The organism is Paenibacillus sp. J22P165 (genome assembly GCF_059692015.1).
On the sequence record NZ_JCAUAP010000003.1, the window covers coordinates 328,709 to 350,249 of the forward strand.

23 protein-coding genes and 1 tRNA gene are annotated in these 21,541 nt (G+C 44.5%); 17 read left to right on the forward strand and 7 right to left on the reverse strand.

The genetic code is table 11. The features are described 5' to 3' along the window. Positions 1–17: 17 nt before the first annotated feature. Positions 18–90 (reverse strand) — tRNA-Ala (locus AC58QM_RS09170). 209 nt (positions 91–299) lie between these two features. Between AC58QM_RS09170 and AC58QM_RS09175 the strand changes: the two genes are divergently transcribed. Together AC58QM_RS09175 and AC58QM_RS09180 are read left to right on the forward strand one after the other, a co-directional pair. Continuing rightward, positions 300–587, forward strand: coding sequence for a hypothetical protein (locus AC58QM_RS09175; protein WP_497283231.1), 288 nt, complete (start codon positions 300–302; stop codon positions 585–587). 15 nt (positions 588–602) lie between these two features. Further along, positions 603–1,121, forward strand: a complete 519-nt coding sequence (locus tag AC58QM_RS09180) for a VanZ family protein (RefSeq protein WP_497283233.1) — start codon at positions 603–605, stop codon at positions 1,119–1,121. On the opposite strand, the gene AC58QM_RS09185 is transcribed toward AC58QM_RS09180, so the two are convergent. Then, positions 1,099–1,248 (reverse strand): hypothetical protein, encoded by a 150-nt coding sequence (locus AC58QM_RS09185; protein ID WP_310222333.1) that lies wholly within the window; start codon positions 1,246–1,248, stop codon positions 1,099–1,101. The genes AC58QM_RS09180 and AC58QM_RS09185 overlap by 23 nt on opposite strands. A 228-nt stretch (positions 1,249–1,476) precedes the next feature. On the opposite strand from AC58QM_RS09185, the gene AC58QM_RS09190 reads away from it, so the two are divergent. Beyond that, the gene (locus tag AC58QM_RS09190; RefSeq protein ID WP_497283235.1) at positions 1,477–3,294 is read left to right on the forward strand and encodes an ABC transporter substrate-binding protein; all 1,818 of its coding nucleotides are present in this window, start codon (positions 1,477–1,479) and stop codon (positions 3,292–3,294) included. A 17-nt stretch (positions 3,295–3,311) separates the two neighbouring features. Here AC58QM_RS09190 and AC58QM_RS09195 read toward each other — a convergent pair whose 3' ends face one another. Next, a complete protein-coding gene (locus AC58QM_RS09195; protein ID WP_310222329.1) occupies positions 3,312–3,575 on the reverse strand; it encodes a hypothetical protein in 264 nt (87 codons plus the stop codon). Positions 3,576–3,680: 105 nt separating this feature from the next. Here AC58QM_RS09195 and AC58QM_RS09200 point away from each other — a divergent pair, with 105 nt between their 5' ends. After that, entirely contained in the window at positions 3,681–4,832 is a 1,152-nt protein-coding gene (locus AC58QM_RS09200) for a PQQ-dependent sugar dehydrogenase (RefSeq protein ID WP_497283237.1), read from the forward strand. A gap of 27 nt (positions 4,833–4,859) precedes the next feature. Here AC58QM_RS09200 and AC58QM_RS09205 read toward each other — a convergent pair whose 3' ends face one another. Further along, positions 4,860–5,492 carry a DUF5701 family protein gene (locus AC58QM_RS09205; RefSeq protein WP_497283239.1) on the reverse strand — a complete coding sequence of 211 codons (633 nt, stop codon included), beginning with the start codon at positions 5,490–5,492 and terminating at the stop codon, positions 4,860–4,862. 154 nt (positions 5,493–5,646) lie between these two features. Between AC58QM_RS09205 and AC58QM_RS09210 the strand changes: the two genes are divergently transcribed. Continuing rightward, positions 5,647–6,357, forward strand: a complete 711-nt coding sequence (locus AC58QM_RS09210) for a MerR family DNA-binding transcriptional regulator (protein ID WP_497283241.1) — start codon at positions 5,647–5,649, stop codon at positions 6,355–6,357. A 78-nt stretch (positions 6,358–6,435) separates the two neighbouring features. Here the strand turns inward: AC58QM_RS09210 and AC58QM_RS09215 are convergent, their stop codons facing one another. Further along, positions 6,436–7,785: a DUF455 family protein gene (locus AC58QM_RS09215; protein WP_497283243.1), complete on the reverse strand. Its 1,350-nt coding sequence runs from the start codon at positions 7,783–7,785 to the stop codon at positions 6,436–6,438. A gap of 116 nt (positions 7,786–7,901) precedes the next feature. On the opposite strand from AC58QM_RS09215, the gene AC58QM_RS09220 reads away from it, so the two are divergent. Further along, entirely contained in the window at positions 7,902–8,813 is a 912-nt protein-coding gene (locus AC58QM_RS09220; RefSeq protein WP_497283245.1) for a helix-turn-helix domain-containing protein, read from the forward strand. Positions 8,814–8,822: 9 nt separating this feature from the next. On the opposite strand, the gene AC58QM_RS09225 is transcribed toward AC58QM_RS09220, so the two are convergent. After that, entirely contained in the window at positions 8,823–9,953 is a 1,131-nt protein-coding gene (locus AC58QM_RS09225) for a serine hydrolase domain-containing protein (RefSeq protein ID WP_497283247.1), read from the reverse strand. A 113-nt stretch (positions 9,954–10,066) separates the two neighbouring features. Here AC58QM_RS09225 and AC58QM_RS09230 point away from each other — a divergent pair, with 113 nt between their 5' ends. Further along, positions 10,067–10,609 (forward strand): PadR family transcriptional regulator, encoded by a 543-nt coding sequence (locus tag AC58QM_RS09230; RefSeq protein WP_497283248.1) that lies wholly within the window; start codon positions 10,067–10,069, stop codon positions 10,607–10,609. Between the two features lie 29 nt (positions 10,610–10,638). On the opposite strand, the gene AC58QM_RS09235 is transcribed toward AC58QM_RS09230, so the two are convergent. Then, positions 10,639–11,220: an NAD(P)H-dependent oxidoreductase gene (locus AC58QM_RS09235; RefSeq protein ID WP_497283250.1), complete on the reverse strand. Its 582-nt coding sequence runs from the start codon at positions 11,218–11,220 to the stop codon at positions 10,639–10,641. A 112-nt stretch (positions 11,221–11,332) separates the two neighbouring features. Between AC58QM_RS09235 and AC58QM_RS09240 the strand changes: the two genes are divergently transcribed. The 10 genes from AC58QM_RS09240 to AC58QM_RS09285 all read left to right on the forward strand — a co-directional run bounded on the left by AC58QM_RS09240 (position 11,333) and on the right by AC58QM_RS09285 (position 21,519). Then, entirely contained in the window at positions 11,333–12,340 is a 1,008-nt protein-coding gene (locus AC58QM_RS09240; RefSeq protein ID WP_497283252.1) for an AraC family transcriptional regulator, read from the forward strand. A 112-nt stretch (positions 12,341–12,452) separates the two neighbouring features. After that, positions 12,453–13,040: a TetR/AcrR family transcriptional regulator gene (locus AC58QM_RS09245; RefSeq protein ID WP_497283253.1), complete on the forward strand. Its 588-nt coding sequence runs from the start codon at positions 12,453–12,455 to the stop codon at positions 13,038–13,040. 27 nt (positions 13,041–13,067) lie between these two features. Then, positions 13,068–13,514 (forward strand): DoxX family protein, encoded by a 447-nt coding sequence (locus AC58QM_RS09250; protein ID WP_497283255.1) that lies wholly within the window; start codon positions 13,068–13,070, stop codon positions 13,512–13,514. 49 nt (positions 13,515–13,563) lie between these two features. Then, a complete protein-coding gene (locus AC58QM_RS09255) occupies positions 13,564–14,019 on the forward strand; it encodes a VOC family protein (protein WP_497283257.1) in 456 nt (151 codons plus the stop codon). 78 nt (positions 14,020–14,097) lie between these two features. Beyond that, entirely contained in the window at positions 14,098–14,511 is a 414-nt protein-coding gene (locus AC58QM_RS09260) for a VOC family protein (RefSeq protein ID WP_497283258.1), read from the forward strand. A 213-nt stretch (positions 14,512–14,724) separates the two neighbouring features. Continuing rightward, positions 14,725–16,515, forward strand: coding sequence for a sensor histidine kinase (locus AC58QM_RS09265; RefSeq protein WP_497283260.1), 1,791 nt, complete (start codon positions 14,725–14,727; stop codon positions 16,513–16,515). Further along, a complete protein-coding gene (locus AC58QM_RS09270; RefSeq protein WP_497283262.1) occupies positions 16,490–18,091 on the forward strand; it encodes a response regulator in 1,602 nt (533 codons plus the stop codon). Before AC58QM_RS09265 ends, AC58QM_RS09270 begins: the two co-directional genes overlap by 26 nt. 90 nt (positions 18,092–18,181) lie before the next feature. Further along, complete coding sequence (locus AC58QM_RS09275) at positions 18,182–19,555, forward strand: ABC transporter substrate-binding protein (protein ID WP_497283264.1); 1,374 nt, start codon at positions 18,182–18,184, stop codon at positions 19,553–19,555. A 156-nt stretch (positions 19,556–19,711) separates the two neighbouring features. Beyond that, positions 19,712–20,614, forward strand: a complete 903-nt coding sequence (locus AC58QM_RS09280) for a carbohydrate ABC transporter permease (protein WP_497283266.1) — start codon at positions 19,712–19,714, stop codon at positions 20,612–20,614. 20 nt (positions 20,615–20,634) lie between these two features. After that, positions 20,635–21,519: a carbohydrate ABC transporter permease gene (locus AC58QM_RS09285; RefSeq protein ID WP_497283268.1), complete on the forward strand. Its 885-nt coding sequence runs from the start codon at positions 20,635–20,637 to the stop codon at positions 21,517–21,519. Positions 21,520–21,541: the final 22 nt, after the last annotated feature.

Consider the following 21,541-nt stretch of genomic DNA (forward strand, 5'->3'; position numbering starts at 1 on the left):
TCGTGGTTTTTATCGTATGGAGCCTAGGGGGATCGAACCCCTGACCTCATCGCTGCCAGCGATGCGCTCTCCCAGCTGAGCTAAGGCCCCGTGATGTCGCTTACAAACGTCGACTTTTTGTATTATACATGAATATGCGGTGACAGGCAATAGCTGAAAAATAGGATTTATCTTGTAGTTAAGCATCTATCATCCTCTATGTCGATTCTGTTGCAAAAGGGAGCGAACATTGTTTTCATGCTCATTTTCATGCTAACCTAGTAGTATAAACTAGTAGATCGTTTGGGAGTGACGAAGAAGTGTCAAACGCGGTGTTGTATTGGATTTTCTTAGGTATCGCTTTTGTTTTGCCGTTTGGTATCGGTGTTCTTTTGATGAGAAAAACCAACCGACTCGGATTCTCGTTTTGGATCACGACGGCTCTGAATATTGTGCTGACTGTGCTTGCCGTTTTGTGGTGGAAGTCAGTGACAACGGATAAGTTTCAAATGATGTTCGGTATGGCTTTTTATGGCGTCTCCGCGGTGAATGTCATGGTTCTTGAATTCTTCGCTTTGTTCAGCATTCGTAAAAAAATGAATTCATAAGAGGAAGGGGCCGTTATGCCGAAGTTAACTGGATCAAAAACGGTATTCTACGTGTTCCTAGTAGCCGCTATCCTCTGGATGGCTTTCATCTATATGAAATCAGCCGAGCCGTATCAAGAGCAAAGCTTGAAGCCCTATTTGGAATCGAAATTTTCCAGCGAAAAGTTGAAAGAGCATTTGCCCAAAGTGAAATTCACATATGATACGCAGGTGATTTCATGGCAAGACCCCATTGATTTGATTGAATTTCTCATAAGAAAAGCAGGGCACGTTAGCGAATACGCTTTGCTTGCCCTGCTCTGGTCGATAGCTTTATTAGCGAAGCCTGTCAGAATGAACATAGCTTTGATCAGCTCCTTCCTCATTTCATTGCTCTACGCAATGACGGATGAATGGCATCAATCGTTCGTAAAAGACCGAACGGGGCACGGTATCGACGTCGTCGTCGATGGAGTCGGAATTGTGTGTGGGCTCATTCTGATTGTCGTGATTGTCGCCTTACGAAATCGAATTAAATCCAGAAGAACAAGCTAGCCAGTAGCACGGAAACTTTTCTTTTTCGAACAGCTTTCCATTTCCAATGTTCGCGGGATTGGCTTTCCAAGTCGTGTTGCTGCCACTCCATCAATTTCTCTGATACATAGAGGTCTGTTGGTTGCATATGTGAATCACTTCCTTTCTTTTCCTGATACGCTTAGTTTACGCTGGAATAAGGGGAACAAAAAGAGTATAATTCACTTCAATGATTTCCCCTTTTACCACAATAGAAAGTATAAGTTTTCGCTACTCGAAAACGTCTTTCTATTTGGCGATAAAACTTACATTAGAACGCGGTCGCTCAACTTTGAAATGCTTCGACAGAAGTTTTCTCATAGAAAGGATGTTGAAGATGCAGCTGCTTACTCATTTTTTGGAGCTACGAGCGGGTTTTGAGCATGGGATTGAGCATGAGCCGCAGCCTATTACATTAGAGGAATTAGCCGAGCGATTGTATTGCTCAACACGGAATGTGAAGATTCTTTTAAAAAAGATGACCGAACAGAATTGGATTTCATGGAAACCCGGTCGAGGTAGAGGAAATATTTCTGAGCTTACCTTTTTGGTTTCTTCAGAGGACATGATCTCGAAACAAGCGATGGCGCTTGCGAATCGAGGCGATTATTTAGGTACGATTGAGCTGATTCATCAACTCGGCAAGGGAGAAGCGCTTCAGGACTCCTTTATCGAGTGGTTGTTCAGCTTTTTTGGCTATCGTGCAATTGAGCATGAGGAGCGATTTAAAGATACCTTGCGTGTGCCTGTTTACAAATGGCTGGTAACATTAGACCCTGCACACTCATTCTTTGCATTTGATTTTCATTTGGTAAGTCAAATTTTCGATACCCTTATACGCTATAACCCGCAGACAAAGGTGATCGAGCCGCACTTGGCTCATTACTGGGAAATCAGTGAGGATGGCTTGCATTATACGTTTTATTTACGCAAAGGCGTGCTGTTCCATCACGGCAGAGAGATGACAGCTCATGATGTGAGCTACACGCTATCGCGATTAAAGAAGTTAGGCGAATCGGCGACGCAAGGTTGGATTACCGAGAGCATTGAGGCCATTACAGTCCTGAATCGAAGTGCAGTCGCTATTGAATTGAGTCAACCGAATGTGCTGTTTCTTCAACAGCTGGCGCATACCTCGATGGCCATAGTACCGGAGGAAATATGTCGGGATAATGAATCGATTTTTGGGCGAATGCCCATTGGGACGGGGCCGTTCAGGCTGGAGAGACACGATGATTACATTTGCAAGCTGCGTGCGTTTGATAGTTATTTCGGTGTTAGGCCGCACATGGATCTCATCGAAATTTGGCTGCTGCCCTCAGATCTCCAAGAAGCAACACCTAGTTGGGATAAAGTCCAAGTGTTCCGTGGGCAATCTAATTCTAGTAAGCCCGTTGGTGTCATCGATAAAGATTCAGAGTGGCATCAAATTGAACAATCGATTATGGGCTGCAGTTTATTAACGTTTAACCGCAATAAGCGTGGCCCGCAGTCCCATCCCAACTTTCGTAAAGCGGTTGATCTGGTCATAGATCGTGAGCGTATGATTGAAGAGCTTGGGGGCTTTAGAGAGGCACCTGCTCACAGTTTTATCCCTACGATGGAGCCGCTTGTGAAGTCTAGGACGGATGTGACCGAAGCAAAGCGATTGCTCAATGACATGGGGTACAAAGGTGAAACCGTACATATGTATGTCTATCGAAATAACAATGACGATGCGATGTGGATTTGCCGGCAGTGCGCGCAGATTGGTATTCCCATTGAGATCACGATTCGGAGTGAGTCCGATATGACACAAATGGCTACCATTGACGAAGCAGATCTTATTTTTTATCACATATGCATGGAAAGTAATTATGATCTTCATATTATTCAAACATTGAAACAAAGCAACAGCTATGTCCGGGCACATTTGAACGCAGAACGATTGACGTGGGTGGATGTGCAAATGGAAGAGATTTTGAGTAATCCTAGTCTGGATGAACGCATTGTTCGCTTACATGAATTGATAGCTGAGCTTCAAGCGGAGAAATCGTTCCTATTTGTCCTTCATCGGTCTCAACAAACAACTTATCATGACTCGATCAAAGGTGTAACGATTAATGACTTAGGATGGATTGATTTTCGGGAAATATGGTTTACGCCTAGTGTTTGAAAATAAAAAAAACGACCTTATGGTCGTCTCGGTGCAGGTGGTTCAAAGCGGTTTTCCATCGTCATCCAACGCCCGTTAGCAACGAAAAAGCCAATGAAAGCGAATACGAGGAGTCGAATAGGAATCCAAACGGAATTAATGGATTGGAAGCTTATAAATTCGATTATTGTCGTGAGTAATGCCGCTCCGATTCCCCAAGGAACGATCCCGAACATGATTAAATATCGAGAGCGACCTAATTTTTTTCTCTTCAGCCATACTTCTTTCTGCGAATCTTTCATGACAAAGCTCCCTTTTTTCTTTCTAGTATAGCACTGCTGACGAAAAATCTCGAATGATAGCTGCCAGAATATCGATTAGTTGATCTTATTAGGAGGTTATTCTTGATGAAACGTTATGTCCTTGCTTCAATGAGCCTATTCCTGTTGTTACTACTTACCGCTTGCTTCTGGTCAAAGGATACGAAACCTTCGTCCACTACGTCGAATGGCATTTCGCTAACGAATATGTTCGAGCCGACGATTTTCGATCATCCCGTTGGAATTGAACATCGCGTTGGCAATCCGGAGTTGTTGTATATCGTCGAGCAGCCTGGTCGGATCCTGAGTGTGAATATCAATAAGCCTAAGGAAAAACCATCTCTTGTCTTAGATATTACTGCTCGCGTCAACGATAGCGGAAATGAACAAGGATTACTTGGATTAGCCTTCCATCCCAAGCACCCGACTCAGGCTTACGTGAATTACACGACCGAAACGCATACGATTATCGCACGTTATGACGCTGATCCCGCCAATCCTGCTCTTCTAGATCCGAAAAGTGAGCAAGTGTTGCTCACCTTCAAACAGCCTTACCCTAATCACAATGGTGGACAATTAGCCTTCGGTCCAGATGGCTATTTATACATCGCAACTGGTGATGGCGGCAGCAGCGGTGATCCTCAAAATAACAGCCAGAACCTGCAATCCTTACTTGGAAAAATACTTCGTATCGACGTAGATAAACAAGCAAATGGGCTCCTCTATGCGATTCCTGCTGACAATCCCTTTATCAACAAAGGAGCCAAAGAAATCTATGCGTATGGACTACGGAATCCTTGGCGATTCAGCTTCGATACCGTTACTGGGAAGCTCTGGGCAGCAGATGTTGGTCAAAATAGATTCGAAGAAATTAATATTGTGGAAAAAGGTAAAAATTACGGTTGGCGGATTCAGGAAGGATTCGAGTGCTACGAACCAAAAACTGGCTGCAATAAAACTGGCTTAGAGCAACCACTCTTTACCTATGGCCGAGATCAAGGTGTCTCCGTCACCGGAGGATACGTATACAGGGGCATTAAGGTGCCAGAACTTAAAGGCTGGTATGTCTATGCAGATTATGGCACAGGACATATATGGGCAATGTCGCTAGCGAGTGATGGCAAGGTTACTAATAAAACCCTGCTAGAATCAGGCTTGCACATCGCTTCCTTCGGTACGGATGCAGCTGGTGAATTGTACTTATGCACACAGGATGGAAAAATCATGAAAATCGTATAACGGATTATATTATGGAGGGAGCCCGCCTTACGGCTTCCCTCCTATTCTTGATCCGCAAGAAGCAGAACCTAGCCATGTATGCGGGTTACCTGCCCAACACCATCCAAGCTTCGGCTTCTTCTCGCTAATCCATAAAGCCGTGACTCTTCGATCACCACAACGAGATCCGAGTAAGGAGAAGCCATTATTTTTCTGCAATCTATCTGGATAATGGGTAACAAGGCTAATCCCCTCTTCAAGGGTAAGTGGGAAACGGTTTTCCTGCGCAATGAGAGTAAGTGCTGCATTTGGTGTCACATTGCGCGTGCTTTTACCTATATCGATATCGGTTATCAAATAGGCTCTACCTTCTGGAAGCTGTATCCCCTCAACAGGCTCAAATCTACTGAGATCATGCACGTCCATGACACTGAACCCTTTCTTCCCTTCTCGCTCCACAAGCTGCATCGCTTGTTCAGCATGCACCCAACTACTTTTTATCACAATGACAAATGGCATCTTCTCTCCTTGCGCTTCGATAGAGACGGAATTCATCTCAAGGACTTTATTTCTCAGCGGCGCCAATTCCTTCATGAATTCCTCTTCTGTTAAGCCAACTAACTCGGGATATCCTTTATGGATCAAATTACTGATTTGTCGATCGAATTCTGCATTAAACATGTGCCAGCACGTACCTCCTCAACGAAAATCTAAGCTGTTCCTATATTCATTTTATAACATATAAGCTAATTCTAAAGTTATAATTCTCTACATCACATAAAAGTTGAATAAACCTTATAAGTCTGCTTTAATCTTTTTAATAGGAGGTGAAGCTTTGACGTATCGCCCCATCGATATTGCAAATCAACTTAACATAAGTACAAGCACCCTAAGAAATTATGAAGCCAAAGGCCTTGTCCCTCTTTCTGAAAGATCACCTAGCGGCTATCGCATATATACAGATGAACATGTTGCCTACTTTGCTTGCATTCATGCAATGGAACCGGGATTTGGGATGGAGGCGACCTCCGAGATTCTTAAGAAACTTCAAATCAAAGAGGTAGATTCAGCACTACGGATTGTGAATGAAGTCCAAGCTAATCTCCATCGTGATATCCTGCTCGCTGAACAAAATATTCACATGTTAGAAACAGAAATGACTGCCTTCATTGATGCCAATGAAACCACCAACTGGATGACCATTGGCGAAGTCTCGGAGATTAGCTCCCTGCCACGCTCTACAATTCGTCATTGGGAAAAGGTCGGCCTCATCCTGTCCTCACGCGATCCCCAGAATGGCTATCGTAGATATAATCGATCCCAATTACATAAAATCATGCTGCTACGTACCTTACGACCTGCTGTCTATTCGCTCGATCTCATTGGGTTGAAACAAGCCATCGCAGACATGGATCCCACTGATATGGAACATGCCAAAAAGATTGCGCATAAGTCCCTAAACTTCCTATATAAAATCAATCAGGAACAGTTACGCGGCACGTATTATTTGTATAGGCTATGCCGGCTATTATACATTCTTCATTAAGATGAGGAACTGGCTGATTGCATGAAACAAAACGAGGAAAGTGCCCACATGGCATCCATGCGGGCACTTCCCCCTCTTTTACAAACGTTCAAAATTCAAGTCTTTAAACTCTATCTTCCCGCAAAAAGCAAAATGCTTGATACTGCGCTTCTCTTCCTCGGAGAGTTTAGCTAGCTCAGGATTGCCCTGAAGACTACCGAGGCCAGAACGGTCCTGGTCAATCCAGCGATTCATTATCTCCCGGATAATTTCGTCTAAGCTCTGCTCATTCCCTGAACGATTCTTATGCATAATAGGTATCCACTTCTTGCCGAATTTCACATGAGAACGTTCATCTATAATATCGATTTCCGCTGTCATACCGGAGAGTATATCGCCTTTGGCATAAAACGACTCCATCGATTTCTTCTTTCTCGTGAATGAGCACGTCTCTCCAACCATCGACAACTCGGAATAATAATTCTCGAACTCGCTGATCGCATCCTCCCCATAGGGAATTGCAAACTCGGATGTATCGAAGCCCATTTGCTGCAATCGTCGCACACCCATTTGATGATGGCGAGTTTCATCCCAAATATGCCGGCTGAAATCACAATAAAATTCGAAAGGCATATCCGAGAGCCCATAGAACACATAGCACATGGGATCGACGACTTGAATTTCCGTCATATAATGCCACATGAAGATTTTCAAGTTGTCTGCTACCTCATCCGGTGGAATGAATTCACTCGTTGTCTTCACCTTGTTGGGCTTGACACGCTTGTGTGGCGCGGGTCCCAACGGTTGGATGATTGGAAAGGCAGGAGGCTCACTTCCGTTGCTAGCTGGCTGCGTTTCGTCTACACCGCCCACGTGCTTAAGTGCAGATTTCGCATAGGCTCGAAACCGCTCTACGCTTTGAAGCATGTCTGGCTGCTTAACAGCTTCATGAACGATCGATCGAGCCCATTCGTTATGCTTCCGTTTCTTAGGGATGATACCCTCGAGAAGCTCAATGGTCGGAGCATCGAAGATTGGATCCAGTGCATCTAGCAATCGCTCATATGCCTCCACCGTCGAGCGGTTCAGCTCCAGGAACCAGCCTGCGATGAAAGCGAAGAACGTATCTGCACGAGCGACGTTCTGCACAAGTACTTCCAATGCTTCAGACGGAATGGTCACCTTCCGATTGCTAGAAAGTTCTTCTTTGCGGGTGAGTAGTCGCTCTGCGAAAGTCATCTGATGCCACATGATGTGCGTCATTTCGCATTTCCACGCCAACTCTGGAGCAGCGGGGACCCAGCCAGCGATAACGCGAGCGGAAGCCCATTCTAGAAAGATGAGTCTATTCATCATCTGGATCTGGTCGGCAACGCGCATCCAGTAGCCGCCAAGCTGATTTTTAAAGTATTCGGATTGGAAGGTTTCAATGGGGAATGCTTGTGTCATTGTCAAATCCTCATTTCCATGTGAGAATAATAGCAGTTGTTGCTTGTATTTATTGTAAGCGATCTCAACATGTGCAATCTTGGTCGATTTTGTATTTCAGTGAGGTGATTCTACGCGTGGATGCAAACACTCTTTTCTATACGGATGCTATGTGGCTGGAGAGCAAAGACTTCCCTTTCTACACCGCATGTTATAGCTTTGAACCTGGAGAGATCATTCCACTGCATGCCCATGAGTTCGTCGAGTTCGTCTATGTAAGTGAAGGTGCAGGCAGACACACCTATCACGGGCAGACCTACGAAATTGCAAAAGGCGACGTGTTCGTGATCGAGCCCACAATCCCCCATGCCTATGAGGCAAATAACGGCTCACTCGTCGTTTACAATGTCTTATTTCAAGCTTCCGTACTTGATGCGGAGATTGGCGTGTTATCCAGAGAATCTTCCTTCCTTGACTTTTACTATGTAGAGCCCTTTTTTCGTAACTATACTGATTTTCAAGCACGACTAACCCTGAGCCATCACGAGCATTTGGAGACGGTGCTGCATCTCGAGCGAATCCTACGTGAATTTCATAACAAGGAAATGGGATATCGGATTGTTATCAAGAACAGACTGATTGAGCTGCTGATTGACTTAAGCCGGCGATATGCAAGCCGCGTCCAACCGCAATGGCCGCCTATGCAGGAGGTACATCAACTCTTTGAGGATATGGCCACGTTCATCTCTCTTCATTACGCCAGTCCGCTTCGTTTAGAGCAGATGAGTGCGCTATGCGGCATGAGTTTATCCACATTTTCCCAGAAATTCAAGTTGCATTTTGGCAAAACGTTCGTCGACTACCGCAATCATATTCGGATACTCATTGCACAAGATCTGCTTATCCGTACAGATGACAAAATAGCCTCCATTGCTGAGCAAGTAGGCTTTGAAGATTTGAGCTTTTTTAATAAAGTGTTCCGAAGAATTTCTTTGAAGTCCCCAAAAGCTTACCGAGAAGAAGCACAACTGTCCTCCACGTCTACATAACGAGTGTTACTAGGCCCATATTTGCATTCTTTTTAACGTCATCATGACTTCAATCAACGCCTTGTAACTTCGAACAATCGACCTATTTGAACCAAAGTTCATGACGATATGCGTTTCCAATTCTGGATGGCTAAACATATGGGTTCCGAGTATCCCACTGTGCCCTTGGAACCTTGGAAGTCCTCTGAGCAAGAAGAAAAATTCCTCGAAATGAAGTTCCATCATGCCTAACCCATAATGAATGCCACTCCGGAATTTGTGCTTAAAGGTCGTCATGGCTTGTAGCGATGTGTTACTAATGCATGTTCCATGATGAAGTGCTTTCTGAAAAATCAAGAGATCCTGGGGAGTCGTCACGATGCCCCCACCCGCCCAATCGCAGCTTAAGCTTGGAAAACGGCTGATTTCAACTTTGTTCAACCATATATCTTGAATGGGTTCTGCTCTCGTATGTTTAGGCTGGGAAAAGAACATCAAGTACGAATCATTCATTTGCAGGGGGCTGAATATGTCGAGGTGCAAGTTCTCACTAAAGGATCTGCCTGTGATACGCTCGATGATCCGCCCAAGCAGAATATATCCCGTATCCGAGTAATGAAAGCGCGATTCTGGGGGGCTATGAGTGACTTGATTGTTCCTCGTAAAATCTAATAATGCTTGCGGTGTCCACTCTTCATTGGGATTGGCAATAATGCGTTGAATGAACGAAGGCTTACGCACGACAGGGTCTTCGAAGTAATCAGCCACACCCGAGGTGTGCCCCAAGAGCTGTAGGATCGTCACTTGACCCGCATAGTCAACTCCGCGATACACGAAGAGATTGGTCAACTCAGAAGGTGTTAAGTACTTGCAAATGGGATCTTCTAGCAAAAGTTGACCACGCTCAACGAGCTTCATGATGATGACAGCTGTAAAAACCTTCCCAATACTGGCTGTATGAAAAGGTTGATTAAGGGAGACAGGTGCGTCTTTATTGGCGCATATTCTCCCTGCAGCATAGCGATAGGTAAACCCGCTGCTTTCCATCCATACTTGTAAGCTAGTTTGATGACGGCTGTTCTTAAATAATTTTGAAAAGTACGCATCGAGATGCTGAGAAGCCTGTTCCTTGCTCCATGCTTTTCGAACAAACATCGCCATATGAATCCTCCCCTGACTCATTGTGTTCACGAACGTCCAATGCTACTATTAGTAATATATCTTAGCGTAGTATATGGACAAGTTTTACGTCAACACATAAGGGGAGCCGCCACATGGAATTTGTCATTCTCGGTTTATTAATTTTAAAGAATCAAACGGTTTATGAGCTTAATAAAGCATTTCAACAAGGCGTTGCCTTGTTCTATAGCGCCAGCTATGGCAGTTTGCAAACAGCTTTAAAGAAATTAGTACAACAAGGTGATATTAACTTTGAGGAGCACGTGGATCGGGGCCGGAATAAAAAAGTTTATGTCATATCCGATAAAGGCAAAGAGGCTTTCTATTCGTGGATGGGCTCAGAAATACCCACAAGTAGGCTAGAATCCACAGCCCTAGCTAAAGTGTTCTTCCTAGGACTCGTGCAGTCCGTTGCAGATAAACGAGCCATCCTTATTCAAATCATCGCCCAAATTGAAACAGTGGAGGCCGAACTCCAGCATATGGACGAGGGGCTTCAGAACATCCAAGTTCCAGCCCCTTATGCAGAAATCCTTACTTATCAGATCAAAACGCTCGATTATGGGATTCGTTCTCACTCTTTTGCTAAGGAATGGTTCAAAGCCCTTCTTGCCGAGCTCCCTTCAGATACAGCATAATTGGACCGCTCCGCTTGTTTGTTTCTAAGCTAGGCTAATTTCATCCCAAGCTGTTTCACTTTCTCTAACCATTTGGCTCGTTTCTGTGGGGAGGATGGCTTCACTGGCCCAATCTCCGTAATTCGTACAGGCGTAATCCCACAAAATTGCAATACATTGTGTTTCATTACACGGTATCCTGCATGTTTGTTAACCCATCGGCTGTACCAAGCAGGTGTATCTGTCGTTACAATTAGATGAGCAGATTTACCGGTCAGAAGCTTATCCCAGAACGCAGACTTCTCCCGATATTTGAAGGCGAATCCGGGCAAAAAACTGCGATCAATAAAGCCCTTCATCATGGCAGGCATAGCGCCCCACCACGTGGGATAGATAAAGACAAGATGATCTGCCCAGCGAATTAATGCCTGCGCTTTTAACAAATCATCTTCAAGCTCCGTGCGCTGACGATAGCCAAACTGTAGATTGGGATCAAAAGCCAATGAGTGAATATCGATGCGCTGAATAACCGAGTTGCTATTCGAGACTCCAGCGATATAAGCATCGGTTAAAGCTGCACAATAGCTTTCGGGATCAGGGTGCCCATTAATAATAAGAATATTGGATTTCAAGATGATTTCCTCCTTGTTTGCGACTATAATCAGCTTAGAATATCTGTGGTGAGAAATGAATGATCAAGTACGCAATCCAATTGCTTATTTGCGCAAAGGAGGGATTTTCAACTTGAAAAGTCAAGGAGTTGCCATCTCCATGGTGTACCCCATTATGAAAACGCTCGTTCATAAAGGCTATAACGCGGAGCAATTTTGTCAATTTGCTGCCTTTGACGCTAGTCTTCTGCGAGATGTTGAGACGCGCATTTCAGGCGAGGAGTTGGAGCGCTTAACGATCTCCGCTGCACAATTCACACAAGACGAGCATTTCGGCTTGCATCAAGGGCAAATGATGGAGTTTAGTGATATGGGCATACTTGGCTATGTCATGATGCATTCCGCTTCCGTCCTTGAGGCGCTAACGGCTTATCAAAGATATAATGTGCTGCTCTGCAGCGGGTTTAATTTGGACTGGAACATACATGTTGATCATGTGGAGATTACGATGTTTCTACAGCATCCCGAGCAAGGAAAGATGTCTCGACATTGTATCGAAGATATGGCAAGTTCCCTATATCGGTTAATAAGCAGACTAAGTAATCGACGTATTCCACTATTACACGTGTCGTTTAGCCATGATGCTCCCTCCGATGTAACACCTTATGAGTCTGTATTTGGCGGGATTCCTCAATTTGGAGCTAGTGAGAATAAGTTACGATTCCCAAAGGACGTTCTCTCTTATCCTGTTCTGTATTCCGATGCCAAATTATTAACTGTATTTGAAAACATAGCGCAAGAAACGAGACAGAAATTGACCCAAACAAGCCGTTTCACAGATCAAGTTGTGCAGTGGATGCACACCTGCCAGCCTTCTTACTTCCCCACCGTACAACAAACTGCTGATTATTTTCAGATGAGCTCGCGAACCCTCCAGCACAAATTAAAAGAAGAGCATACGACCTACAATGAAATCTCAACCCAAGTACGCAAAGAATTGGCCATGGGCTATCTTCGTAAATGGGAATATTCCGTTGGTGAAATCGCTTATGTCCTGCATTTTTCAGAGCCAAGCGCATTTCAAAACGCATTTAAAAAATGGACAGGGGTAACGCCTGGGCAATATCGGGCTAATCTATAAACGACGCTTGATTGAGACTGACTCTAGCGGCGTCGTTTTACCTATTTACAAACCGACGGTCTGTTTATATAATGATAACAAGAAGAATTTCCCTATTTGGAGGAATAGTCGGATGAAGAATGAAGAACGCCGGGAACTCACCACCCGCAAATTGCTCGAGGCAACGAAAGAACTACTGCTGGTCAAAGGCTGCCATGCCATTACTATGAAGGATATCATGGAGCTATCCTCCCTTTCGAAGGGCGCTATCTTTCACTATGTCAAAAGCAAAGATGAAATTTACGCTTGGGTGCTGCATGAACGGCTCGAAGACATCCATACGAGGTTCCTGTATGAGACAGAGCAAGCCTCCAAAACCTTTGAAGGCCCTATGCAAAGTATTACCAGCAATTTTGCCTCTCTGGAAAATCCAAACGAAATAACGAACAAAATTCTCAAATATTTATTAGGTAAAGAAGATGATCCTACAATCGCCGAGGTGCTTCAACATTTCTATGTGCGCTCCGTTTCCCTTGCGAAGCAGTGGATCTTGCTAGGTCAACAGCATGGCGTAATTGTCGAGACGGTTCATGCGGACGAAACCGCGGAGATGTTTGTACTCCTATCGCTTGGCCTGCGTGTCCGGTCTTCATTTGGATCCACATCGGAGAGTCTTTCCAGTGAAGTTTCGACGTTTATGTCTTCGATTTTGAAAAAATAAGCAAGTAAAAGAACTGGAGGGATTCGTATGGCGCCATTTATAGCGCTTGTTTCATCCTTTATTTTGTTCCGGGGACTTGGTTATCTCGGTTGGACTTATTTCGATGGGTGGCATTCCGCTTTACAAGTCGCTCTAGCTATCATGTTGCTGTTAACGGCCTCTGCACATTGGGGAAAAAGAAGACCAGACCTCGTTCGGATGGTTCCTCCCTCTTTTCAAAAACCCGCGCTAATCGTTACGATTACCGGATATCTCGAGCTTGCAGGTGCGGTTGGCATCCTGTTGTCTCTTACCTCCCTCGCTGCCTCCATTGGCCTTACGATCCTGCTGATCGCGATGTTTCCAGCGAACATCTATGCCGCGCGCGAGAAGCTAACGATTGGCGGTAAACCGGTGCCTCGATTGGCTATTCGGGTTGTGTTGCAGGTTGTCTTTATTGGTGTGACGGTCTTGGCGTCGCCGTTGTTTGGATAGAACTCATCGACATTTGTGGTACAATCATGTAAAAAAAGGAGTTGCTGACATGCAAAAGATCAATCCATTCTTATGGTTCGACGGCAATGCCGAAGAGGCGATGAACTTCTACACCTCTATATTCACCGATTCCAAGATTGAAAGTGTCCATCGCGCTGGTCCCGAAGGTAAGGTCATTTCAGGTATCTTTCTGCTCAATGGGCAACGATTTATGGTTATAAATGGCGGGCCATTATTCAAATTCACACCTGCCCTCTCTTTGTTCGTAAACTGTGAGACGCAAGATGAGGTCGACTTCCTGTGGGAGAAGCTATCTGAGGGTGGAGAACCTCAACGCTGTGGTTGGGTACAGGATAAATTTGGCTTGTCGTGGCAAATCATTCCCACCGTGTTGAGTGAATTACTCTACTCCGAGGATCCTGTGAAATCAAGACATGTCATGAATGCGATGCTCGGCATGCAGAAGATCGATATTGCCGCGCTGAAGCGAGCATATGAGAGTTAAGTCTCCGTGCATTTGACTCGCAGATTTACTTTCAATTATCATAGAGAAGTACAAATAACTTATTGAGGTGATCCTATCGTGGCCGTGCAATCGGATAAAATTTTTGTGAATCTACCCGTTAAAGATTTGGACAAGTCTGTCGCTTTTTTCACCTCTATTGGGTTCACTTTCAACCCCCAGTTTACAGATGAAAATGCCACATGTATGGTGATCAGCGAGCACATCTATGTCATGCTTTTGGTCGAGAAATATTTCCAAACTTTTACGAAAAAAGCCATATCCGATGCTACGAAAACGACAGAAGTACTCGTTGCTTTGAGCTTCTCTAGCCGAGAAGAAGTGCACGAGCTCATCGAGAAGGCCGTAGCTGCTGGTGGCACATTGTACAGTGATCCTAACGATCACGGTTTCATGTATCAACATAGCTTCCAAGATTTGGACGGACATCAATGGGAATTGTTCTGGATGGATCCGAACGCAGCGAATCAATAATGAACGTAGAGGTGGTGAGAGTGAATCTCACCCTTTTTTTTACCCCCTTCTCTGCCAGGCATTCACCTTACGAATACCCTGCATATTCTTTGTTTTTTACGGCATATTCTTTGAAAAATGAGGCTTACCTCCACTCTCTCTAGCAGGATAAGAGGCATCGTTGTATGATAGAAGAGATTCCTATTCCTAGTAAATGAGAATAATGGTGATGCTATGAAAATACTGCGCAGTCCACTAAAGACATTACGCGGAAAGATCCTGATCTCCTTATTTTTTCTGATTATTATCCCGGTTGTTATCATCCTTTACCGATTCTATAAATCCTCTGAAAATATTGTGCAAATTCAGCTCAACCAATCGAATCAAGCAGCTGTTTCCCAGAAAGCCACTGCCATGAACGATATGGCCGTTCGTATGATTACGGCTTCAAGTCTCATTATTAATGATCCGGAGACAGAAAAATTTCTAAAAGAACCTGCGGATTGGTCTACGAATTACACTTCTTTCATTAAGCTCACAAGCCTGCTCAAAAAACTATCCAACGTCAAAGATCTCCTGCTCGACAGCACAACGCAAATCGGAATATATGACAATAGAGGCTATACCCAAACGACTTGGTCGGCAGTAACTCCATCGAGTGTGCAAGAGTTTTACAAGGAAAGTTGGTACAAACCGACCTTGGAACGCAATGGGTTTCCTTATTGGACGGTTCCCTACTCACTTCCCTCTTCTATTAATCAAGATCTCATTGTGATGACAAGACAAATTAATGGCGAATACACAAGTAATTATGGTGTTTTTTTTATCAGTGTGCCGATCCCGGTATTCTTCTATCCGAATGCTGAGATTCGTAAACAACAAGATTCAGGAATCTTCGCTGTCCTTGTCGATCAAAACCAAAAACTCTTACTCGGCGATCGTGCAGCCGCAGATTTATTAGCGAATGAGGCCCTTCAGAACGTACGCACCAATGCAAACGGCATTCAAGAAGTGAAGATCAATGACCAGGTCTATTTCATAAATGATGCTTACGTACCTCAACTTGGATGGAAACTTATTCAATTCATGAATCAGAAAGATTTCGTTACACAGCTCAGTCGGGCCAAAGACAAATCGATTACTTGGGTCGTTGCTTGGTTTCTCCTGTTTGCTGTCGCTTTCATCGTACTCATGCTTCGTGTGACAAGTCCTTTCAAACAGCTAGCCAAGTCGATGACAAAGGTAGGTAAAGGGGAGTTTAATACGCTGGTCACCGTAAAAGGAGAAGACGAGATTGCGATGCTAGGCAATAACTTCAATCGCATGGTCATGCATCTGCAAGACCTCATCTCCAATTTATACGATGAACAGCGACGCAAGCAGAAAGCGCAATTTCAAGCACTGCAAGCGCAAATTAATCCACATTTTCTACTCAATACACTCAATTCCATCAAATGGATGGCACTGCTCTCAGGGGCAGATCATATTAGTGAAATGATTACTAAACTTGGAAAACTGCTAAATTTCACTATGCGGAATGAACAAGAGTTCGTCACGTTACAAGAAGAACTCGACTATTTGCAGGTTTACCTCTCCCTTCAGGAAATACGCTATCATGATCAGATCCTATTTACCTATCGCATCCCTGACGCGCTGCTCGACTGTGAAGTATTAAAATTCACTCTGCAGCCCGCCGTTGAAAACAGCATTATTCATGGGAATCGTTTACCGCTTCTCATCGATCTTCAAGCTGAAGAAATCAATGGCAATCTTCATATTGTGATGCAAGATAATGGTGTTGGGATGAGTACGGCGATGATTGAGCAGGTCGAATCTTCCCTGAATCAGCCTCACGCGAAGTTTAGCGGCATTGGTATACGCAATGTTAACGAACGCATCAAGCTCCATTTTGGCGTGCAATATGGCATGCAAATTTCGAGTGTGGAGGGTGAAGGCGTCCGGCTACAACTGGTGCTGCCTTTGAAAAGGAGGAATACGGATGCTGAGAATTCTGATCGTAGATGATGAAATCCTTGTGCGCATTGGTTTGAAAACGATTATTCCGAGAGATAACGAGGAGTTTATCGTGATTGGCGAAGCTGCTAATGGCGTGGAAGCACTGAAATTGTTAGAAGCGCAGCCCTGTGACGTAGTCCTCACGGATATCCGTATGCCTGAGATGGACGGACTAGAATTACTAAAACAGATCCGTGAACGTTGGCCAGCGATTAAATGCCTCATTTTATCCAATCATCACGACTTCAACTATGTACAGCAAGCCCTTAGGCTAGGTGCGATTGAATATGTCACGAAATTAGAAATCAATCCCTCCGAGCTGATGGAGAAGCTGCGTGCTATCCAAGCTCAACTCCTTATAGAAAAGCAAGGGCAGAATGCGAAAACCCAGCTTGAACAGAAGGTCAATCAATACAGCAACGAGGTGAAAGAAAAACGGTTGCGTGAGCTCCTCCTCTCTCATGTGTCACGCGGGGAAATCGAACAGGTCTGGCGAGAATTCCAGCTTGAGTTATTCGCATCCCCCCTATCTGCAGCCGTCATTCAAATTGAAGCTTATGAGGAATTAACACAGCAGAACAGGTTTCAAAGCGATCGCCTTCTAACCTATACCGTGAAAAATGTACTCAATGAAATTCTCAAGAAGTATGGTAACGGGGAATTAGTTGAAATTGCCTCGGGTAAATTCTGCGTGATATCGGGTCAAATTAATCCGAATATGCTAATCGAAATGCAGAGCGCAGTACAATCTTTTCTGAAAATTTCATTGGCTTTTGGCGTATCCCCTTCACTCGAGGACACATTCGCTCTCCATCACGCCTATGACAAAGCAGATTATGCTTTGAGCTACCGATTCTATTATGGGGGCTCGTGCATCGTATACTATGATCTCTTACAAGTAACGAATCCCGTCCTATCTGAGCCATGGCAGGAAGAAGAATGGATGAAACGTATCGAGGAAGGTGACGAAGTCAGCTTAAGAGAAAAGATAGCAGCCTGGACAGAGGAACTTTGTCGCAATAAGAATATCCCACCCGCGATACTGCGTGAGCAATGGCTTCGTCTGCTTCATATTTTCGCGCGCTGTTTGAAAACCGATGGAGGCGACATCTACTCCGTCACGCTGCACGAACAACAGTATCCGTACCATGTTATTCGGAATGCCGAAACCTTGCAGCATTTGTCTAACTGGTTCATCGGATGGTTGCCCATCTTCTTCGCTTACAAGCGTGAGCATGGGAAAGAGAAGCTTCGTCCTGAGATTCAAATGGTTATCCGTCAAATTATGGAGAAGTACAATTTACCGCTCAAAGTCGCTGATTTAGCGAGCACTGTCGGCTATACCGAAAATTATTTGAGTATCTTGTTCAAGAAAGAAACAGGTAAAACGATCACAGACTATATGACAAATGTTCGGATGAAAAATGCCCGCGAGCTGCTCAAGAATCCTGATTACAAAATATTCGAAATTTCGGAACTCATCGGTTATGCCGACCCCAATCATTTCAGCCGTAGTTTCAAGCAAATGGAAGGCATGTACCCTACCGAATTTCGAAAGCTCCTCTTCGGGCATCGAACATCGTAGAATAATGCTTACTTCGTAAAGAATACTCCGTGTCTTTTTGGGAAAAATTGCATTACGATTTAACTACCAAAAGAAAAGGGGATGAACAAATTGAAAAAAGTACTAGGCATGGGAGCTTCACTCGCTCTTGCTGTAAGCGTTCTCGTAACCGGTTGCTCCAAAGCACCTGAACCATCACCTTCCGCGGCTGCATCCGTTGCACCTGCTGCCACGGCAGCAGCGGCTACACCTACACCTGAAGCACAGAAGCCAGTTACCCTTAAGTTCTGGGGAGGCGTTCCACCAGAAAGCGGCCCTCAAGATGCTGTTGACGCATGGAATAAAGCGAATCCTACCATAAAGGTCGAATATACAAGGTATGTGAATGATGATCCCGGTAACCTGAAACTCGAAACCGCCCTTCTCTCTAATACAGATGCACCTGATATTTACATGAACTACGGTGATGCCTATATGACCAAACGCCAAGCTGCTGGCATGGCAGAGCCTTTGGATGATCTGATCGCCAAAGCCGGCTTCGATGTTGAGGGTATCATCGGAGCGGCGAACATTAAGAAATTCGCTGACGGTAAATATTATTATCTTCCTGCGAATAAGAACTTGGGAGCTGTACTTTTCAATATGAAAGCGTTAGATGCAGCCGGCGAGAAACTCCCAACTGCCTGGACATGGGACGATTTCAGTGCTATGGCCACCAAACTTAACAAAGGGGAAATGAAGGGGACGATGTTAGATCCAGCTCTTGGCTGGTTCGGTGATACCGTTCTACAAACGGCCAAACCACAAGACTGGGTGATCGCTGCAGATGGCACATCCAACTTCAACAGCCCAGCCATGAAAAAAGGCTTGGAAATGCAGAAGAGCTTGGAAGACAAGGGCGTCATGATGAAATATTCCGAAGCTGTAGCTGGTAAAATCACCGTGCAAAATGAACTTCTAACTGGCAAAGCTGCTATGATGGCTTCGCAAATTTATATCATCCGCTATATTAAGGACATCAAGAGCTTCCCGCATGATTTCAAAGTCGCATTTGCTCCTTACCCGCAATTTACTGCAGGCAGCAATATTAATCCAGGTGGCGGTATGGGCGACTACATGACGATTAATAAAAACAGTAAAAATAAAGAAACAGCTTTCAAATTCATCTCCTGGTATTTACAAGAAGGTAATATGGCTATGGTGCCAGGTGGACGTATCCCAACTAGCAAAAAGGCAGATCCAGCTAAAATCGCCTCTATCCTCATTGGTGATGCGAAGGATCTAATTGACGAAGCATCCTTGAAAGCACTGCTAGCTGGCAACTACACATTCCCAACGTCCTACAATGTACCTGTTCCTACTGAACTAAGAGCCATCTTTAAAGATGAGATGGAGAAATATTTGCTTGGCGCTCAACCGCTTGACAAGGCTTTGGAAACGATGAAAACGCGTGGGGATACAACGATTAAGGGTGCCAAAAAATAAAGATCATTTCATATGCGTTTCATCAAAATCTCCGACTGCTTCTTGTCGGAGGTTTTTTCAATCAAACTACAGAAAAGATCACCTTCACGCTATGTGATTTCACGCTTGTGCTTGGTAAAGTTACGTTAACACATGATTTCGAAAGGGTGTCTTACTATGAAGAAAATCTGGCATAACGCCAAATTTAGGGAAAACCTTGCAGGCTATCTCTTTATTTTGCCTAACTTCTCTGGCTATCTGATCTTCGTCTTGCTGCCCATTCTATTCAGTCTCTATCTCGTCTTTGTCGATTGGGAATATCTCAAAGGGTTCGCAGGCATCGAATGGGTTGGCTTAGATAACTTCAAAGCGCTGGGCAGTGATCCGAAATTCGTGAAAGCGCTGAAAAACAACTTGATCTTCACTCTGGTCAGCGTTCCCGCTTCCATCCTCATAGGACTCCTATTTGCTGTCGTTCTGAACAAGTATGTGTTCTTCAAGCAAACATTACGAACATTAATCTTCCTGCCCTATGTCAGCTCGCTCGTTGCGGTATCCGTCATTTGGAGCATTATGTACCGTGCTTCCAATGGTCCCATCAATCAAGTGCTGAAATCCATTGGTATTGATCATCCCCCAGGCTGGTTGTCGAGCCCGAATTCTGCCCTTTTCGCAATTATCATCATGCAGGTGTGGGTAACGATTGGGTACGCAATGGTCATTTATTTAGCCGGATTGCAAGGCATTTCCAAGGATTTGTACGAGGCTTCCGATATTGATGGGGCTTCAAAAGTTCGTCAGTTTTTCCAAATCACCATTCCGATGCTCACACCAACCACCTTTCTCGTTGCCATTACGCTCATTATCGGCTCCTTCCAAATCTTTGGACCCGTCAACATTATGACACAGGGCGGCCCTATTGATTCAACGATGGTGTTATCCTATCACATCTACTTACTCGCATTCCGATTCTACAAAATGGGCTATGCTGCTACCGTCTCTTGGGTGCTATTCGCCATCATCTTCCTCGTCACCATTATTCAATGGCAAACCCAGAAACGTTGGCAGCAGCACTTCTAATTGGAAAGGAGATTTCCCCTATGGAAACAACCATTGTTTCTACGCCATCTACACGACAAATGGCCATTGCGAACATGAGAAAGGGCAGCTTCTGGCTTAAGATTTTCGTTACTCTCATCCTAGGTGCGATCTCCATCGTGATGATCCTGCCTTTTCTATGGATGATATCGACTTCCTTCAAAATTAATGGCGATGTCTTCAAATATCCGATTGATTGGATTCCGAATACGTGGCATTTTGAGAATTACAAGAAAGTCTGGGCAGGCGCAGATCCCTTCTATTTATTCTATTGGAATTCAATCAAAATCACTGGCATTACGGTTGTAGGTAATTTATTAACGAGTTCCATGGCGGGCTACGCATTTGCCAAAATACGCTTCAAAGGCCGCAACTTCCTGTTTCTACTTTATTTATCTACGATGATGATTCCAGGTCAGGTTTTACTTGTCCCTCGCTTCATCTTGTTCGATCAATTGCAATTGATTAACACACATGCTTCCATCATTTTACCAGGTTTATTTTGGGTCTTCGGCACGTTCTTGATGCGTCAGTTTTTCACTACCCTCCCAGGTGAACTGTTGGAGTCAGCGCGTGTTGATGGCGCCAGTTACTGGCGGACATTTTGGCAAATTTGTTTACCATTAACCAAACCTGCACTAGTTACACTCTTAATCCTCTCCTTTACTTGGCACTGGAATGAATATGAGAACCCGCTTATCATGCTGCGCGAAAAAAGTTTATACACTATACCACTTGGCTTAACGAGTTATGTTGAAGAGTTTGGTACGAATTATGTGCTCACCATGGCTGCTTCTGTTTCTGGGCTTGTTCCTCTGCTCATCGTCGTAGCTGTTTGTCAAAAATGGTTCGTGGAGGGAATTACAAGCTCGGGACTAAAAGGCTAGCCTCACAAAAAGGAGGCCTCAC